Origin of the sequence: Streptomyces sp. NPDC007875 (assembly GCF_042868035.1) — a bacterium.
GTDB classification, from domain to species: domain Bacteria; phylum Actinomycetota; class Actinomycetes; order Streptomycetales; family Streptomycetaceae; genus Streptomyces; species Streptomyces antimycoticus.
This window is the reverse complement of record NZ_JBIADZ010000002.1, coordinates 448,282-466,531: the sequence shown is the minus strand read 5'-3', so window position 1 is coordinate 466,531 and position 18,250 is coordinate 448,282. Positions and strand designations below refer to the sequence as shown.

Below are 18,250 nucleotides of genomic sequence, written 5' to 3'. Positions count from 1 at the left end.
TCGTGTATGTGAACGACGGATGCCGACATGAACTCCTGCGATGTTCCGGGAAGTTAGCTCATGAACACGTCAAGGTCTAGACCTGCGGGGCGTAGGAGAGAATGTGCGCCCCGCCCCGATCGAGAGGCCCAGCGTGGAGACGACAGTCGCGGAGGACCAAGGCACAGGCCCCGGCCGCCCGCCCGGCGCCCCACGCGGCGCCCGGGGCGCCGTCGGCCGGCTGCTCCGGCTCCCCGGCGGACGGGCCCGGCGGACGGCGGCCTGGTCCGCGGTGGTGCCGCTGGCCCTGGTCAGCGTGGTGGTGCTGTGCCGCGCCGCGGACATCGACGGCATCACCCCCATACCGCAGCTGCTGGCCTTTCTGCCCTGGCTGCTGGTCCCGGCGGCGCTCGGGCTGCTGCTCGGCACGGCCGCGCGCTGGCCGCTGGGGTGCGGCTGGGCGCTGGCGGCAACCGCGGCCACCGGGTGGTTCATCCAGCCGTACGACGGCGGCACCCCGCCCGAGCCGCGCGGACCGGTCCTCGCCCGGCTGCGGGTGATGACCGCGAACCTCGAGTTCGGCCAGGCCAGGGACGGACTGCTGACCGCGCTGCGCCGGGAGCGGCCGGACCTGGTCGCGGTGCAGGAGTGCGACACGGGGTGCGCCGAGGCGCTGGACTCGGCCGCCGTCCGCGCGGCCTACCCGTACCGGAGCATCGTCCTCGGCGACAGCGCCGCCGCGGGCTCGGCGATCCTGAGCCGCCACCCGCTGACCCGTGCGGAGGGGGTGCGCGGGACGCTGCGGATGCCGGGGGCGGTCGTCCGGGTCGCGGGGCAGCGGCTGCGGCTGCAGGTCGCGCATCCCATGCCGCCGATGCCGGGCCAGTTGGGCGTCTGGCGCACCGAGCTGGGGCGGCTGCGGGCCTACGCCGCCGGGCGGGGCGAGGAACCCACCCTGATCGCGGGCGACTTCAACGCCACCCAGGACCACGCCGCCTTCCGGGCCGTTCTGGACACCGGGCTGCGGGACAGCGCGCGGGCCACCGGGATCTCCCGCACGCCGAGCTGGCCGAGCGCCACGGCCCCGGTGCTGGGGGCGCAGATCGACCATGTGCTGGCCAGCCGGGCGCTGCGGCCGCGCACGGCCCGCTTCCTGGATCTGCCGCACACCGACCACCGCGCGCTGCTGGTGGAGCTGGACCTGTACGGGCCGCAGGGCTGACCTGCGGCTCAGCTCTCGCTCGGGTCGCGGCTCAGCTCTCGCTCGGGTTGTAGGAGTTGGCCAGCTCGAACGGATCGGGCTCCAGACCCGCCGTGGGCCAGCGCTGCTCCCGCTGCCAGCGCGCGTTCTCCTGCGCGAGCGCGTCCCAGAGCAGATTGAGCGGATGGGCCGCGTCGTAGGACGCCCGCTCACCGCGCCGGGTGAAGGCGCCCAGCAGCACCTCCAGCCGGGGCCCGGTGTCATTGACCAGCTCGACCGCGCGCAGCCCGCGTCCGTACGCCACCCGCGGATCGCCCGCCGCGTCCGCGACCCCCTTGGTGACCAGCATGCAGCCGCGCAGCAGACCGGAGCGCAGCAGCTCGAAACCGTAGTTGACGGTGTCGATCTCGGCGGCGATGCGCAGCTTGTTGCGGTAGTCGCCGCCGAACCAGGTGTGCAGCACCCCGGCCATCAGCCCGCTGGCCGAGACCACCAGCGGCAGGGAGCGCAGCGCGCTGCTCGGGGCGGTGGGGCCGGGCAGCTCGGCCTCGGACAGATTGGTCAGCAGCGAGACCCCGCTGCGGCGCCACTCCATCACATCGAAGGCGGCGAGTTCATCGTCGCCCTCGGGCCGGGTCACCACGGAGCCGCACACCAGGTCGACATCCTTGGCCCGCAGCTTGGCCAGCACGTCCCGGGTGCGCACATGGCCGACCTTGAGCTCGATGGCGCACTGCCGGAACTCCTCGGCCACCCGCTCCCCGGCGCCCGCCAGATAGCTGAGGGTAAATCGGGTCGTGCCCACCACCAGGGTTTTTCCCAGGCGGCGCCGCGACTCATGGATGCCGTCCAGCCACTCGCCGAGAGTTCCGCGCGCCAATTCGACCAGGGCTTCTCCGGTACCGGTGAACAGCACGTCCTTGCCACGCCCCTGCTTGAGTATGAGGGGTTCGCCGCAAAGCTCGCGAAAGTTCCGGTTCATGGTGTCGATCTGCTTTTGCACGCTGGACTGTTCACGGCCCAGAATCCGCGCGGCGCCCAGCGCGGTACCGGCCTCATGGACCATGATCAGGGTGCGCAACTGGTCCATCGTGGTGTCCATGAGCGCCAGTGGGCTCTGCGCCCAACGGCCGCGCCGATCCGTCGTCGGTGGTCCGAGCGACCCTGGTCTCACCATGATTTCCCCCGCTTTTCAACTTCTCCCGTTTTCCTGACTCCAGAGTTTAGTCAGCTATCCACACGGTTACCCGGGTCCGATATGAGCGAGAAGCGGACCGATGCGCGAAACGTCAGGGCCGGGAGCCACACCGTACGGATCAGCCGCCCGGAAAAGGTGCTCTTCCCCGACGACGGGATCACGAAGTGGGATCTCGTCGCGTACTACCGCTCGGTCTCCCGCCGCATCATTCCGCAGTTGCGCGGCCGCCCTTTGATGATGGAACGCCATCCGGACGGAATCGGCGGCAAGCCACTGATGCAGAAGAACGCACCCGACCACTTTCCGGACTGGGTGCGCCGCGCCGTGCTCCCCAAAGAGGGCGGCGAGGTCGCCCATGTGGTCTGCGACGACACCGCGACCCTCCTCTACCTCGCCGACCAGGCGTGCGTCACCCCGCACCGCTGGCTCTCCCGCGCCGACCGGCCCGACCACCCCGACCGGCTGGTCTTCGACCTCGATCCGCCCTCGGCGGAGGAGTCCGCGTTCGAGGAGGTGCGCTGGACGGCCCGGCGCTGCTGCGGGCTGCTCGGCGAGCTCGGGCTACCGGGGCTGCTGATGACCACCGGCTCCCGCGGACTGCATGTCATCGTCCCGCTGGACCGCCGCGCCGACTTCGACACCGTGCGGTCCTTCGCGCGCGACGCCGCCGATCTGCTGGCCGCCCGCCACCCCGACCGGCTCACCACCGAGCCACGCAAGGCGAAGCGGCGCGGCCGGCTCTACCTGGACGTCCAGCGCAACGCCTACGCCCAGACCGCCGTCGCCCCGTACGCGGTGCGCGCCCGCCCCGGAGCCCCCGTCGCCACGCCCATCGACGTGGCGGAGCTGGACGACCCGGAACTGAGGGCCGACCGCTGGACGCTGCGGACCGTCGGCGAACGGCTCGCGGACGACCCCTGGGCCCGTACGGACACCAGGGGCCGTTCCCTGCGCGCCCCCCGCGAGCGGCTGCGGCGGCTCGCGGAGGGCGAAGGCTAGCGCTTGAGCCTCAGGGGCCTCAGGGGCCTCAGGCGCCGATGTCGCCGCCGTCGCGCCGCCAGACGCTGACCACGGACGGCCGGGTCAGCTTGCCCGGGCCGTCGGGCCAGGTGGACGCGGGCTTCTCCACGCTCGCACCGTCGAGCTCGCCCGGGTGCTGCACCGCCACCAGCACCCGCCGCTCCTGCACGATCGGGCCGCAGGTCTCGGCGCCGTTCGGCACCGTCAGGAACTGCTTGACCTGGCCGCGGCGGCTGCCCGCCGTCGCCACGCCGAACAGCCCGTCGTGGTTGCCGAGCGCGTTGCCGTCCGTGGAGATCCACAGATTGCCGTGCGCGTCGAAGGTGATGTTGTCCGGGCAGGAGATCGGGCTGACCTGGTCCTTGGGGAAGCCGCCGAAGTAGGTGCTCGGGTCCTCGGGGTCGCCGCAGACCAGGAACAGCCGCCAGCTGAAGCGGGTGGAGCCCGGGTTGTTCCAGCGCTCGGTCAGCTCCAGGATCTGGCCGTGCTTGTTGCCGTTGCGCGGGTTGGCCTCGTCGACGGCGGCCTTGCCCGCCTTGCCGCGGTCCGTGTTGTTGGTCAGCGCGATGTACACGCGACCGGTGCGCGGGCTCGGCTCGACGTCCTCGGGGCGGTCCATCTTCGTCGCACCGGCCTTGTCGGCGGCCAGACGCGTGAAGACGTACACCTCCTCGGCGGTCATCCCGTCCACGAAGGAGCGGTCGCCGCAGGCCAGCGGGATCCACTCACCCGCGCCGTCGAACTCGCCGTCCTTGGGCAGCTTTCCGGTGCCGTCGATCTCGGCGGACGGGCTGTCACCGGTGAACTTGGCGACGTACAGCGTGCCCTCGTCCAGCAGCGTGCGGTTGTGCTCGCGGGCGACGCGGCTGTTGCCCTTCATCATCCGCTTGGAGGAGACGAACTTGTAGAAGTAGTCGAACTTCTCGTCGTCGCCCATGTAGAGGACCGGACGGCCGTCGGTGGTCAGCCGGGGCTCGGCGGCCTCGTGCTTGAAGCGGCCCAGTGCGGTCAGCTTGCGCGGGGTGGAGTCGGGGTCGAACGGGTCGACCTCGATCACCCAGCCGAAGCGGTGCGCCTCGTTGGGCTCCTTGGCGAGGTCGAAGCGGTCGTCGAAACGCTCCCACTTGCGCTCGGAGGCGCCGTCCTCGAAGCCGTAGCGCTTCAGGCCCGCCTTGACGGTCGGGTCGGTGACCTTGTCGGGGTTGGCGAAGTACTGGTTGAAGTTCTCCTCGCCGGAGAGCACCGTGCCCCACGGCGTGATGCCGCCACCGCAGTTGTTCAGCGTGCCGAGGACGCGCTTACCGGACCGGTCGGCGGAAGTGCGCAGCAGCTTGCTGCCCGCGGCCGGGCCGGTGACCTCGAACGGAGTGGTCGCGGTGATACGGCGGTTGAGGTGGTGGCGGGGTACGGCGGTGAGCCGGCCCAGCCGGCGCTCCTCGGCCGTCACCACCACGGACAGCCCGTGCGCGGCCCAGCCGATCTCGGCCTGCTCGCGGGTGGGGTTCTCCGGGTCGTACCCGGCGAACATCAGCACCTCGTCGGTGTACTCATGGTTGACCACGAGCAGCTGATGGTCACGCTCGCCGGGGACGTCCAGCACCGCCATGTAGTCGTTGTTGTAACCGAACTGGCCCGCCTGGGCCTTGGCGCTCTGCTTGGCCGGGTCGAACGCGGGCGCACCGCGCAGGATCGGGTCGCCCCAGCGGAGCACCACGTTCTGGTCGTGGCCCTCGGCGACGACCACGGTGTCCTCGGTGTTGGGGGCCACCGGCGAGAAGCGGAGGCCGCGGGCGGCCTTGTGCTTCGCCTCGGCGGCGGAACCGGCGGCGGCCGCGTCGGCCGACGCGGCGGACGCCTGCGGCGCCCGCTCGATCGCCACGGCTCCGGTCGCGGCCGCCACGGTCATCACCGCACCGGCCCGCAGAAGGGAACGGCGCGAGGCGGCACCGGCGACGACGTCGCCCACGTAGGCGTTGTCACTGGTGTTCGGCGTCTCGTGAAAGCAGGCGTCGCCACAGCGGTACCGGCACGTCAGCGCGGAACGACCGCCCGGGTGTGAGCTGATGAGCGGCAGGAGGTTGCGCACGTCTTCCCCTCCGTAAGGGTGTCACGTATGGGCTTCGCAGGGCCCCGCATGGGCAGTACGCCGACGCGGTCCGGGCCGACATGACGTCGGGATCCTTTGGCGGCGAAGCTATGGGCGTAGAACCGCACGGCGGCGACGAACGCCTGAACCGGAGGTGAACGAAGCGCGAGCGGAATCGGCGGAAGAGGGCCGCCCAATGGCCCGCTAGCCTTTCGGCACCACGGTCATGCACCGCCATGCACCGCACTCGACACGTGAGAGGTATCTCCCATGGGCATACGGGACCTACTGCGCAAAGTTTTCGGCCGCTCCCGAACCACGGGGGTGGACGAAGCTTCTGCCGCGCCGGAGGCGGAGGTTGTCCCGGACCCCCAGTCGGCCGAGCCGGAGCCGAAGTCGGCGAAGCCGACGGCAGAGCAGACGGCAGAGCAGACGGCAGACGAGAAGGCAGACGAGAAGGCCGAGTCCAAGGCTGAGCCGGACGCCGAGCCGAAGGCCGAGTCCGGCGTCGAGCCGAAGGCCGAGGTGGAGGCCGAGCCCGAGCCCGAGCCCGAGGCGAAGCCTGAGCCGACCGCGGACATGGCACCGGCCCCGGACTCCCCCGACGACGAATCCGCGCACGACCCGGCCCTGTCGGCTCCGCTGAAGTCCCTCGACGAGATCCTGAAGTCCCCCGCGCCCGAGGACACGACAACCTCCGGGGACGACGCACCGATCGCGGCAGCGGCCGACGAAAAGGAAACGACCGCCACTGAGGCGAAGACGGAGGCGGACGAGCCCAAGCCCGCCGCCGAGGACGAGGCAAAGTCCACGTCCGAGCCGGACGTTGACGCCGAGCCCACTCCTGCGGCGGGTGACGACACCGCGTCCCCCACCACCCCCGCAGCCGACATCGACTCCGAGCCGACGCCCGAACCGGCAGCCGACGCCGAGGCCGAGGCGGAGCCCGCCACCGCGCCTGAGGCTGCCGCAGCCCCGGTCGCCCCGCCGGCGGAGGCGAGTGCCGACGCCGGAGCCGAGGCGAAGGCAGGCGACGAGGCCGCTGCCGAGGCCAAGACCGACGACGACCCTGCCGAGGCCGTGGCCGAGGCCGTGGCCGAGGCCGAACCTGAGCCCGCGACCGACCCCGCGCCCGAGGCCGCCGAGCCGGTGGCGGAGACCGCCGAAGCATCCTCGGCGGAGGCCGACACCACGTCCCAGGCCGAGGTTGCGGAGGACCCCGCGCCGGAGCCCGCCACGGCAGACACGGCAACTGCCGCCGCGCCCGAGGGTGAGGCAGCGGCAGAGGCTGACGACGAGGCCGCGCCCGCGGCCACGACCGACGAGGCCATGCTCGCCACGGCAGAGGCCAAGCCGGAAGCCGAACCGGAGGCCACGGCGGAGGCCGAGCCCGCGGCCGACGGCGATGCCACGGCGGCTCCGGCGGCGGCGAGTGCCGATGCCGAGCCCAAGGCCGAAGCCGAGGCGGCAGCAGAGGCTGACGGCGAGGCCGCCCCCGCGGCCACGACCGATGACGAGCCCGCCCCCGCGGAGACCGACCCCGAGCCCGAGGCCGCGGCCGACCCCGAGCCCGAGGCCGCGGCCGACCCCGAGCCGGTGGCGGTCGCGGCCGCCACCCCTACCGCCACCAAGGCCGACGCACCCGCCACGGCACCCGCCACCGCGACCGCATCCGCCATCACGCCCGCCGATCTCGCATCGCGGGCGCCCGGGCTGGTCGGGGCCTTCGCCGCCGCGGGGGAGGCCATCCAGGCGCATGGGCTGGCCGGACAGCGCGCGGTCGTCTACCTCGTGCTGGACCGGTCCGGGTCGATGCGCGGGTACTTCAAGGACGGGACCGTGTCGCACCTCGCCGAGCAGGCGCTCGCCCTCTCGGCGCAGCTCGACGCCACCGGCACCGTGCCCGTCGTGTTCTTCTCCACCGACATCGACGGCACCGCCGACCTCGAGCTGGACCAGCACACCGGCCGCATCGAGGAGCTGCACGGCTCGCTCGGCCACATGGGGCGGACGAACTACCACACCGCCGTCAACGCCGTCATCGAGCACTACAAGGCGTCCGGCACCACCGACCCCGCGTTCGTGATCTTCCAGACGGACGGCGCGCCCACCGCCAAGACCGCCGCCGAGAAGGCGCTGTGCGAGGCGGCGGGGCTGCCGCTGTTCTGGCAGTTCCTGGCGTTCGGGGACCCGGAGGCGAAGGGGTTCGACTTCCTCCGGAAGCTGGACACCGCGCCCGCGCTCGCCGTCCCGGAGAAGCGGGCGGTCGACAACACCGGCTTCTTCCACGCCGGGCTCGACCCGCGAACGGTCGCCGACGCCGAGCTGTACGGGGAGATCCTGAAGAAGTTCCCGAGCTGGCTGGCGGCCCGTACGCAGGGCTGACCAGGGGCCGCACCACACCCAGCAACCCACCAGGCACCACATCGGGGGCCATCCGCCGCGGAAAAAACGCCGCGCGGGTGGCCCCCGTCACTCGGATACGATATGGGCGGCTCAGCAGGGCCGAAAGCCACTTACCGTATCGACTCGGGAGCAGCCTGCAATGGCTCGACACCTCATCACCAGCGCCCTTCCCTACATCAACGGGATCAAGCACCTGGGCAACATGGTGGGGTCCATGCTCCCGGCCGACGTCTACTCCCGCTATATGCGCCAGCGCGGCCATGACGTCCTCTACATCTGCGCCACCGATGAGCACGGCACCCCGGCCGAGCTGGCCGCCAAGGAGGCCGGACTGCCGGTCGACGCGTTCTGCGCCCAGCAGCACGAGGCGCAGAAGGCGATCTACGACGGCTTCGGGCTCGCCTTCGACTACTTCGGACGCAGCTCCTCCGCGCAGAACGTGCAGATCACCCAGACGATCGCGCGTGAGCTCAAGGCGAACGGCTTCATCGAGGAGCGCTCGATCCGCCAGGTGTACTCCAACGCGGACGACCGCTTCCTCCCCGACCGCTATATCGAGGGCACCTGCCCGCACTGCGGCTACGACAAGGCCCGCGGCGACCAGTGCGAGAACTGCACCCGCGTGCTCGACCCGACCGACCTGATCGACGCCCGCTCCGCGATCAGCGGCAGCAGCGATCTGGAGGTCCGGGAGACCAAGCACCTCTTCCTCCTCCAGTCCAAGCTGGCGGAGGAGGTCGCCGCCTGGGTCGACGAGCGCGGCAAGGCCTGGCCGACGCTGGCCTCCTCGATCGCCCGCAAGTGGCTGAACGAGGGCCTGCAGGATCGGGCGATCACCCGCGACCTGGACTGGGGCGTGCCGGTGCCGGCCGACACCTGGCCGGATCTGGCGGCCGAGGGCAAGGTCTTCTACGTCTGGTTCGACGCGCCGATCGAGTACATCGGGGCGACGAAGGAGTGGGCGGACGCCGCGCAAGACACAGAGCCGGAGCACCGCGACTGGAAGTCGTGGTGGTACGACGTGGACGAGACCGTCCGCTACACCGAGTTCATGGCCAAGGACAACGTCCCGTTCCACACCGTGATGTTCCCGGCCACCCTCCTCGGCACCCGGGACGCCTGGAAGAAGGTCGACTACGTCAAGGCGTTCAACTGGCTGACGTACTACGGCGGGAAGTTCTCCACTTCCCAGAAGCGCGGGGTGTTCACCGACGCCGCGCTCGAGGTGCTGCCCGCCGACTACTGGCGCTACTTCCTGATGGCGAACGCCCCGGAGTCCGACGACACCTCCTTCACCTGGGAGCACTTCACCGCCACCGTCAACAAGGACCTGGCCGACACCCTCGGCAACTTCGTCAACCGCGTGCTGTCCTTCTCCCGTAAGCGGTTCGGCGACGAGGTCCCGGCCGGGAAGGCCGCTGGCGAGGCGGAGGAGCGCCTGGGCGAGGAGATCGCGCGGCTGCTGGCGGAGTACGAGGAGCACATGGACGCGCTCCAGTTCCGCAAGGCCGCGGCGGCGCTGCGCGCCCTGTGGAGCGCGGGCAACTCCTACCTGGAGGAGAAGGCCCCCTGGCTGGAGATCAAGACCGACCAGGAGGCCGCGGCCCTCACCCTCCGTACGGCGATGAACCTCATCCACCTCTACGCGATCGTCTCCGAGCCGTTCATCCCGGCCTCGGCGCGGGCCATGCGGTCGGCGTTCGCGCTGAGCGAGGACACCGCGGCCTGGGTCGGCCAGGAGGAGGCGAAGGCGCTGGCATCGGTCCCGGCGGGCACGGCCTTCACCGTTCCTCCGGTGCTCTTCGCGAAAATCACCGAGGAGGACCTGGAGTCCTTCCGGGAGCGCTTCGGCGGCGCGGAGCAGAACGGGAACGGCGCCGCGTAGCGGTCGGCGAGCGGCCCGGATAGCCGCTCATGCGCGTGTTGATCGCGCGACAACCGTTCGTTTAGCCCCCTCGGTGACCCTGTGGAGTCCATAACCACCGGGGAGTCGAGGAAGCAGTGCCGGACGCACGTGTCACGGTGACGGTCCACGGCCCCGACCCGCTCAGCCGGGCCGGGGTCGTGCGTCATCTGCAGCATCAGCCCAGCGTCGAGCTGGTCGACCGGCCATGCCCGCCCGGCGACGAACCCCGCGGCGCCGTCGCCGTCATGCTCGCCGAGCGCCTCGACGACCGCGCCGGGGCGGAGCTGCGCCGCCTGGTGCGGGGCGGCCGGCAGCGGGTGGTGCTGATCGCGGGCGAGCTCCGTGAGACGGAGCTGATGGCGGTGATGGAGTACGGCGTACAAGCCGTCTTATGGCAGCACCGGACCACGCCGAAGCGGCTGTTGCGCGCCGTGCACCGGGCCGCCCGCGCGGACCGTGGCACACCGTGCGGCGTGGACCGGAGGCTGTGACCCGAGGACGCCTCAGGGCTTCACCTCACCTCAGGCCTTCACCTCACCTCAGGGCTTCACCTCGCCCCAGGGCTTCACCTCGCCCCAGGCCTTCACCTCGCCCCAGGGGCTTCAGAGGTCCGTGCCCTCGTGGGTCGCGTCGGGGTCGACCCCCAGGGTGAGGCTTCCGGTGACGCCCTTCTCGATCTTTCCCTTGCGGTACTTCAGGTCCAGCAGACCGCCCTGCGCGCCGTTGCCGGGGTAGATCCCGTCCTCGTCGAGGGTGGTGCGCTCGGTGGTGCTGGTGTTGTACGGGGCCACCTCGGCCGAGGCGAGCACCGCCTCCTCGGCGAAGAAGAGCTGACCGGTGTGGCAGGTGTGACCGCCCTCGTAACCGGCGTCCGTGAGCTTGCCGCCGACGTGCACCTTGGTGTGGATGTGCACACAGCGGCCCCGGTACCAGCCGGGGAAGACCGTGGTGAACTCGACGAAGCCGTGCCGGTCGGTGAGCTGGGTGCCGCGCAGATACCGCTTGTCGTCGGTCGGCTCCTGGTGGCCGCCGCCGGGCGGGCCACCGGTCGGAGCACCCGTCGGAGCACCCGTCGGGGCGTCGGTGGGCGGCGTCCCGGTCGGCGGGGTGCCGGTGGGCGGAGTGCCGCCCCCGCCGCCGCTCGAGCTCTCATAGCCCGAGTAGAGCCCCAGCGCGTCGCAGTGCCAGATGTCGACGGCCGCCTTCGCCACGGGTTTGCAGCTGTCGGAGTCGATCACTTTGAGGCGGAGGGTCATCGGAATGCCCTCCTTGTTCTCGGTGATGTCCTTTCTGATCTTGTCCGCGTCGATGTAGTACGGCCCCTCGGTCGTCTCCGAGGTGAGCCGGTAACAGACCTCCCCGGACGGCGAGGAGGCGGAGGCCGAGGGAGTGGCGGAGGCCGCGGACGTCTCGCCCGCCGAGGCGGTGGTGGCGATGGCCGTTGCCAGGCCCGCCGCCGCGACCGCCGCGCCGCCCGCCACCACGACCCGCCGCCTGGTCAGATCCCGCTGGGGATCGAGGTCGTTGCTCTGCTGTTCGGTCATGGCCCGGGACGGTAGGGAGGCAACCCGGCAGCCCCATGGGTGCGGGCTGTGAATGGCTGTGCCAAGCACGTCATTCGGCCACCCGCAGACGCACGGCGGGGGCGCGCCGTTCGGCACGCCCCCGCCCTGTGGGTCTCGTCCGGCCCGTCTACTCGGCGGGCTTCTCGGCCTCGGCGGCCGTCTTCGCTGCGTTCTCTGCCTTCTCGGGGGTCTCGGCCTTCTTCACCTGCGGCGGCTTGCGCACCGACAGGTGCAGCTCCCGCAGCCGGGCCTCGTCCACCTCGCTGGGCGCGCCCATCAGCAGGTCCTGCGCGTTGCCGTTGAGCGGGAAGGCGATGGTCTCGCGGATGTTGGGCTCATCGGCCAGCAGCATCACGATGCGGTCGACACCGGGGGCGATACCGCCGTGCGGCGGGGCGCCGAAGTGGAACGCGCGCAGCATGCCGCCGAACTCGCGCTCGACCTCTTCCCGGTCGTAGCCCGCGATCGCGAACGCCTTGTACATGACGTCCGGCTCGTGGTTCCGGATGGCGCCGGAGGACAGCTCCACGCCGTTGCAGACGATGTCGTACTGCCACGCCAGGATGGACAGCGGGTCCTTGGTCTCCAGGGCCTCCAGGCCGCCCTGCGGCATGGAGAAGGGGTTGTGGGAGAACTCGATCTGCCCGGTGTCCTCGTTCCGCTCGAACATGGGGAAGTCCACGATCCAGCAGAAGCGGAAGACGCCGTCCTCGAAGTGGCCGGTCCGCTTGGCGGCCTCGACCCGCACCGCGCCCATGATCTTGGAGACCTCGTCGAACTCACCCGCACCGAAGAAGATCGACGTGCCGGGCTTGCCCTGGACCTCGGTGATCAGCTTCTCGACGTCCTCTTCGGTGAGGAACTTCGCGATCGGCCCGGTCAGCTTGGAGTCCTCACCGATCCGGACCCAGGCCAGCCCCTTGGCGCCCTGCAGAGAGGCGAACTCACCGAGCTGGTCGAAGAACTTCCGCGGCTGGTCGGCGGTGTCCGGCACGGCCAGCGCGCGCACATGCTTGTCCGCGAACGCCTTGAAGCCGGAGCCCTCGAAGATGTGGCTGACGTCCCGCAGCTCGAGCTGGGCCCGCAGGTCCGGCTTGTCCGAGCCGTACTTCAGCATGGCCTCGCGGAACGGGATCCGCGGGAAGGGCGAGGTCACATGGCGGCCGCCGCCGAACTCCTCGAAGAGCTCGGTCATGACCTTCTCGATGACGCCGAAGACGTCCTCCTGCTCGACGAAGCTCATCTCGACGTCGAGCTGGTAGAACTCGCCCGGCGAACGGTCGGCGCGGGCGTCCTCGTCGCGGAAGCAGGGCGCGATCTGGAAGTAGCGGTCGAAGCCCGCGATCATCAACAGCTGCTTGAACTGCTGCGGAGCCTGCGGCAGCGCGTAGAACTTGCCCGCGTGCAGCCGGGAGGGGACCAGGAAGTCCCGGGCGCCCTCCGGCGAGGTGGCGGACAGGATCGGGGTCGCCAGCTCGTTGAACCCCTGCGCGGTCATCTTCTGCCGGATGGCGGAGATGACGGCGGAGCGCAGCATGATGTTGCGGTGCATACGCTCGCGGCGCAGGTCCAGGAAGCGGTACTCCAGGCGCCGTTCCTCGCCGACCCCGTCCTCGGGGAAGACCGTGAAGGGCAGCGGGTCGGCGGCGCCGAGCACCTCGACGTCGGCGACCTCGACCTCGATCTCGCCGGTGGGCAGTTCGGGGTTGACGTTGTCCGCGCCGCGCGCGATGACCCGGCCGTCGACGCGGACGACGGTCTCCTTGCTGATCGAGCTCAGCGCCTCGTTGGCGGGGGTGTCGGGACGCACCACCAGCTGGACCAGGCCGTAGTGGTCGCGGAGATCGATGAAGAGGATGCCGCCCAGGTTCCGTCGATTGTGGAGCCAGCCGGAGAGCCGGACGTCGGTGTCGACGTCAGCGGCGCGGAGCTGACCACAGGTGTGCGACCGGTACCGATGCATCATTCATCCAAGTCGTCTGATCGGGAGGCGTGCGTACCCTCGTGAACTTCCGGCCAAGCCTACCGGCGCCGCGACCCTCACTGGTAAGCGGTTGGCAAATCCCCATAAGGTAGCGCAATGCGCACCGAGGACCTGCTGGCCGCCATAGCGACCGGCCTATGGCGTTGGGACAGCGTCTCGGGCGCCGTCAGCTATGACGCGGAAGCCGCCCGGCTGGTGGGCCTGCCCGCCGAGGCCATCACCCTTCCCGAGGCCGCCGCCCGCGCGTGTTTCCACCCCGCGGACTGGCTGGAGGTCAAGGCGATCGTCGACCTCGCGGTGGCCGAGGGCACCCTGGCCGAGGCCCGGCTGCGCGTCGTGGACGAGAAGGGCACCGTGCTGCGGACCGTGCGCACCCGGTCCCGGCCGATAGCGCGGGGCGGCAGCGAGGACGGCTACTACCTGCTCGGCACCCTCCAGGAGGTCCCCGACCCGCTGCCCGGCACCTCGGCCGCGGGCCCGCCGGTCACCGGCGACTGGCGCCGCAACCGCGAGGCGTTCCTGCTGGACGCGGGGCGGGCGCTGGCGGAGGCGATGTCCACCGCCGAGGTGCTGCGGGTCGCGGCGGGGCTGTCCATGCCGGGCTTCTCCCCTGAGGGGCTCGCGGTCTTCGGCGTCCAGGGCGAGCGGATCTCGGTGATCGGCCACCACGGGCCGCGGGCGGGGGCCGATCACCCTTTTCACGACATCGCGCTGGGCACGGACTATCCGGCGGCCGAGGTGGTCCGCACCGGCCGGGCGGTCTATCTGCCCACGCCGGAGGAGTACAGCGGCCGGTTTCCGGCCGCCTGGTCGCTCGGCCGGCCCCGTAAGCGCCGGTCCTGGGCGTTTCTGCCGCTGATCGTCGCGGGCCGCACCATCGGCGCGTGGATGGCCGGATTCGCCCATCCGGTGTCGTTCTCGCCCGATGAGCGCTCGGTGCTGACCACGATCGCGCGGATGCTGGCCCAGGCGCTGTCCCGCACCGCGCTCCAGGAGACCGAGCGAGAGCTGGCGGACGGGCTGCAGCGCTCGATGCTGCCCGCCAGCAAGCCCGATATCCCGGGGCTGACGGTGGCCGCGCGCTATGTGCCGACCGGCGGCGGACTGCAGGTCGGCGGCGACTGGTACGACGTGATCGGGCTGCCCTCGGGCCGTACCGCGCTGGTGATCGGCGATGTGCAGGGCCACGATGTGCACGCCGCGGGGATCATGGGCCAGCTGAGGATCGCGGTCCGGGCGTACGCCTCGGAGGGGCACCACCCCGACGCGGTGCTCTCCCGCGCCTCCCGCTTCCTCGCCGGGCTGTCGGCGCCGGACGGCTCTGACGGCCCTGGCGGCCGGTACGACCCGAGGTTCGCGACCTGCCTCTATATGGAGGTGGACCCGGTCGCCGGCACCCTGGACATCGCCCGCGCGGGCCACCCCGACCCGGCGGTCCGGCTCGCCGACGGCACGATGATGGTCAGGCCCACGGCGGGCGGGCTGCCGCTGGGCATCGACCCGGACACCGACTATCCGACCACCCGGGTGGTGCTGGAGCCCGGCGAGACGCTGCTGATGTGCACCGACGGGCTGATCGAGACCGGCGGGCACGATCTGGAGACCGGCTGGGACCGGATCCGCAAGGTCTTCGAGCGGCCCGCCACCCTCACGGACGACTCCGCCGCTCTCTCCTCCAACGGCCTCGACTCCGGCGACCTCGAAGCCCTCGCCGACTCCCTGGTGCAGGCCGTGCACGGGCCGCCCTCCCACCACACCACCGGCCCGCTCGCGGACCGGCGCGAGGACGACATAGCGCTGCTGCTGATCCGCCGGGAGGCGGAGGTGTGCCTGGTCGGGCCCGGTTCGGCGCCGGTGCGGCGGACCGCGGTCACGGTCGCGCAGGCCGAGCCGGAGCGCATAGCGGGCACCCGTCAGCAGCTGCGCGACATGCTGCACGACTGGGCGGACCCGGACCAGGTGGAGTCGGCGGTGCTGATGCTCTCCGAGATGGTCACCAACGTCCTGGTGCACACCGACGGGGACGCCCTGCTGGTGGCCGAGGTCAGCGGGCGGCACGGGACCCGGCGGCTGCGGCTGGACGTCGCCGACAGCAGCGATGAGCTGCCGCACCGCCGCCGGCCGGGCGAGCTGGCCTCGTCGGGGCGCGGGCTGCTGCTGCTGGAGATGCTCGCCGACAACTGGGGGGTGGATCCGCGCGGCGACGGCAAATGCATCTGGTACGAGCTGCACGAGGCGAGGCCGGACGGGTCGGGCCCGGCCGCGGCGGACGGGTCGGCTCCCCGCGTGTGATCAGCTCGCCCCGGCCGGGATGGTGCTGCCGAGGCGGCCGGGCCGTTCAGCGGAAGAGCCGGGAACCAAGCGGGTGTTGTTCGTCGAAACCGGGAAGTATCAGGAAGGTCGCACTGGCGGTCGTGGTCGTGTATTCCAGCAGGGCGTCGGAATTGTCCATACGGGTGAGGGTGCTGGTGAATGTCCGTATGTCGTTCTGGAAGCTCATGAAGAGCAGCCCGGGGGCGGGTCCGTCGATGCTGTAGGAACGACGGAGCATGAGGCCGACGCCGACCGCGGTGGCATGCGCTCTGCGAGCATGGGCGTCTGCCGGGACGAGGTAGCGTCCGTCCGGCGTTTTGGCGCCGAGGTCCGGACCCGAGGCGATCGTGCCACCGGAGAGGGGTACGCCCGTGGCTCGCCGTCGGCCGAAGACCGCTTCCTGTTCGGCGACGGACAGCTTGGCGAACCGTGGCAGGTCGAGTTCCATGCGTCGTAGTACGGCGAGGGTGCCGTAGGCGACCGGAGCAGGCCCGGCCAGCCACAGGTCGCGTTGTTGTTCGGCCCTCGTATGGGGGCCCACGATGCCGTCGACGAAACCGAACGGGTTGCGTGACGCGGCAAGGCCCTGATCCACCCGCACGTTCGAACCGCGGCCTCCGGACTGCCGCCAGCGTTCCCGTATCCGGTCACCGGCCTGGTCCAGCAGCGCGGCAGCCACGACCGGTATCAGCAAGGCGTCGCCGGCGCAGATCTGTATCAGCAGGTCGCCGCCGCGTGCCGGTGAGGCGATCTGTTCGCGGGAGAACCGTGGGAGGTCCTTCGCGCCGGGCAGGGCGGGATCGACCTTGCGCACCAGTCGGGGGCCCACCCCGATCGTCACGGTCAGATCTCCCGGCTCCAGGCCCATCAGCCGTGCGTCGGTCCCCGCGGTGAGGGTGCGGATGGCCTCGCCGAGTTCGGCCAGCAATGGACGGACAGGCACGCCGCCAACCAGGTCGGCCACCACGGCCAGCAGGTTCCGCTGGGCTGGTTGTGGAAGCGTGATGCCAGCCTGGTACCGGCCCGTTGGTGACACCGACGGGGTCGGCGCAGGGGCATCGGACCGGTCCGGCGGGGCGGAACGCGATTGGCACCCGGCGGAGAGGCTGACGGCGGTCACCGTGCCGGTGGCACCGAGAAACGCGCGGCGTGACGGGCGGGAGTCGGCTTGGCACACAGTGTGAACTGTGCCATATCCGTACCGGCGCCTGCGACTTCATCGGTGTCCGTGCCAGGATGAGGCCATGCCTCGTCTCCGTCTTCGGCTGATGGCCGCGGTGCTCGGAACACTGGCCCCCGTACTGGTCGGCTGCGGCGCGGACGATGACGGATCGGACCACGGCCGGCGACCGTCCGGTGCGCACGTCACGATCAAGGTGCCGGCCGACGCCCCGACGATCTCGGCCGCGGTGTCCCTGGCTCGGCCCGGCGATCTCGTGCTGGTCGCGCCGGGCACGTACCACGAGTCGGTGAAGATATCCACGGCCCGCGTCACTCTTCGCGGCGAGTCTCGGGACAAGGTCGTCATCGACGGGCGGTTACGGCAGCCGAACGGCGTCGTCGTCACCGCCCCCGGGGTGGCCGTGGAGAACCTGACCGTGGAGAACAACACCCAGAACGGGGTCCTGGTCACCGGTTCGGCGAAGGCGGCCGCCGGAATGCCGGGGCAGTCCGGCGGCTACGACACCGGCGACGAACCCGTCACCTTCCTGAAGTCATTCCTGGTCTCCCACGTGACCGCGACCCGCAACGGGCTGTACGGCATCTACGCGTTCTCCGCGCAAAACGGTGTCATCGAGCACTCGTACACGTCAGGCTCGGCCGACTCGGGGATCTATGTCGGACAGTGCAAGCCCTGTCGCATTGTGGTGCAGGACAACATCGCCGAACTCAACGCGGTCGGTTACGAAGGCACCAATGCCAGTGGCGACATGTACGTGGTCGGTAACCGCCTTGTCGGTAACCGGGTCGGACTCACCACCAACTCCGATCACCAGGAGAAGCTGCTCCCGCAGCAGGATGCCGTCATCGCGGGCAACCTGATCGCGGCCAACCAGCAGGCGGCCACCCCCGAACAGGCCGACGGTGGATGGGGCATCGGCATCGGCGTCGACGGCGGCACCGACAACGAGTTCATCCGCAACCGAATCGTCGGCAACAGCAACGCCGGGCTGGTGATCACCGCAACCGCTGACATATCGCCGGACGGCAACCGGATCCTGGACAACATTTTCGCCGCCAACAGCGTTGACGTCGGCTGGACGTTCCCCACCGCCACGAAGGGACGGGGCAACTGCCTGCGCGGCAACGATCTCCGAACGACCGTGCCCGCCCGGCTCGCGACAACGGCGTCCTGCCCGCGTCCCGCCCGGTCGCCCTCGCCGTCCGGCACGTGGGCGAAGCCGACGGCACCTGGCGGAATCCCGTTCACCGATGTGGCGGCGCCCAAGCGACAGCCGCAGTTCCCGAACGCCACGACCGCGGGCGCCACCGCTGTTCCGGCCGTTCCGGCGCTGCCGGAAACGGCGGGCATCCGGCTGCCGCCGACGTCACTGCTCGCCGCGGACGCGCGGGTGCGGACCCCTTGAGCGG

Annotated in this window: 12 protein-coding genes; 7 read left to right on the top strand and 5 right to left on the bottom strand. The window is 71.1% G+C overall.

Annotation, left to right across the window (positions count from 1 at the left end):
- Positions 1-133 precede the first annotated feature (133 nt).
- Complete coding sequence (locus ACFYOY_RS05815; protein ID WP_388585019.1) at positions 134-1,201, top strand: endonuclease/exonuclease/phosphatase family protein; 1,068 nt, start codon at positions 134-136, stop codon at positions 1,199-1,201.
- Between the two features lie 31 nt (positions 1,202-1,232).
- On the opposite strand, the gene ACFYOY_RS05810 is transcribed toward ACFYOY_RS05815, so the two are convergent.
- Positions 1,233-2,282: a LysR family transcriptional regulator gene (locus ACFYOY_RS05810; protein WP_351883493.1), complete on the bottom strand. Its 1,050-nt coding sequence runs from the start codon at positions 2,280-2,282 to the stop codon at positions 1,233-1,235.
- A gap of 156 nt (positions 2,283-2,438) precedes the next feature.
- Here ACFYOY_RS05810 and ligD point away from each other — a divergent pair, with 156 nt between their 5' ends.
- Positions 2,439-3,377 (top strand): non-homologous end-joining DNA ligase, encoded by a 939-nt coding sequence (gene ligD, locus ACFYOY_RS05805; protein WP_351883495.1) that lies wholly within the window; start codon positions 2,439-2,441, stop codon positions 3,375-3,377.
- 28 nt (positions 3,378-3,405) lie between these two features.
- Here the strand turns inward: ligD and ACFYOY_RS05800 are convergent, their stop codons facing one another.
- Positions 3,406-5,484, bottom strand: coding sequence for a PhoX family phosphatase (locus ACFYOY_RS05800; RefSeq protein WP_351883496.1), 2,079 nt, complete (start codon positions 5,482-5,484; stop codon positions 3,406-3,408).
- A gap of 270 nt (positions 5,485-5,754) precedes the next feature.
- Between ACFYOY_RS05800 and ACFYOY_RS05795 the strand changes: the two genes are divergently transcribed.
- The 3 genes from ACFYOY_RS05795 to ACFYOY_RS05785 all read left to right on the top strand — a co-directional run bounded on the left by ACFYOY_RS05795 (position 5,755) and on the right by ACFYOY_RS05785 (position 10,287).
- Entirely contained in the window at positions 5,755-7,869 is a 2,115-nt protein-coding gene (locus tag ACFYOY_RS05795; protein ID WP_388585015.1) for a VWA domain-containing protein, read from the top strand.
- A gap of 160 nt (positions 7,870-8,029) precedes the next feature.
- Positions 8,030-9,775, top strand: coding sequence for a methionine--tRNA ligase (metG, locus tag ACFYOY_RS05790; RefSeq protein WP_351883500.1), 1,746 nt, complete (start codon positions 8,030-8,032; stop codon positions 9,773-9,775).
- 116 nt (positions 9,776-9,891) lie between these two features.
- Complete coding sequence (locus ACFYOY_RS05785) at positions 9,892-10,287, top strand: hypothetical protein (RefSeq protein WP_014053647.1); 396 nt, start codon at positions 9,892-9,894, stop codon at positions 10,285-10,287.
- Between the two features lie 111 nt (positions 10,288-10,398).
- Here the strand turns inward: ACFYOY_RS05785 and ACFYOY_RS05780 are convergent, their stop codons facing one another.
- On the bottom strand, positions 10,399-11,340 hold the full coding sequence (locus ACFYOY_RS05780; RefSeq protein WP_351883502.1) for an intradiol ring-cleavage dioxygenase: 942 nt from the start codon (positions 11,338-11,340) through the stop codon (positions 10,399-10,401).
- Between the two features lie 148 nt (positions 11,341-11,488).
- Complete coding sequence (aspS, locus tag ACFYOY_RS05775; protein WP_351883890.1) at positions 11,489-13,324, bottom strand: aspartate--tRNA ligase; 1,836 nt, start codon at positions 13,322-13,324, stop codon at positions 11,489-11,491.
- Between the two features lie 117 nt (positions 13,325-13,441).
- On the opposite strand from aspS, the gene ACFYOY_RS05770 reads away from it, so the two are divergent.
- Positions 13,442-15,637, top strand: a complete 2,196-nt coding sequence (locus ACFYOY_RS05770; RefSeq protein WP_351883504.1) for a SpoIIE family protein phosphatase — start codon at positions 13,442-13,444, stop codon at positions 15,635-15,637.
- Between the two features lie 46 nt (positions 15,638-15,683).
- Here the strand turns inward: ACFYOY_RS05770 and ACFYOY_RS05765 are convergent, their stop codons facing one another.
- Positions 15,684-16,835 carry a Dyp-type peroxidase gene (locus tag ACFYOY_RS05765; RefSeq protein WP_388585010.1) on the bottom strand — a complete coding sequence of 384 codons (1,152 nt, stop codon included), beginning with the start codon at positions 16,833-16,835 and terminating at the stop codon, positions 15,684-15,686.
- 67 nt (positions 16,836-16,902) lie between these two features.
- Between ACFYOY_RS05765 and ACFYOY_RS05760 the strand changes: the two genes are divergently transcribed.
- Entirely contained in the window at positions 16,903-18,246 is a 1,344-nt protein-coding gene (locus tag ACFYOY_RS05760) for a nitrous oxide reductase family maturation protein NosD (RefSeq protein WP_388585007.1), read from the top strand.
- The last annotated feature ends 4 nt before the right edge of the window (positions 18,247-18,250 follow it).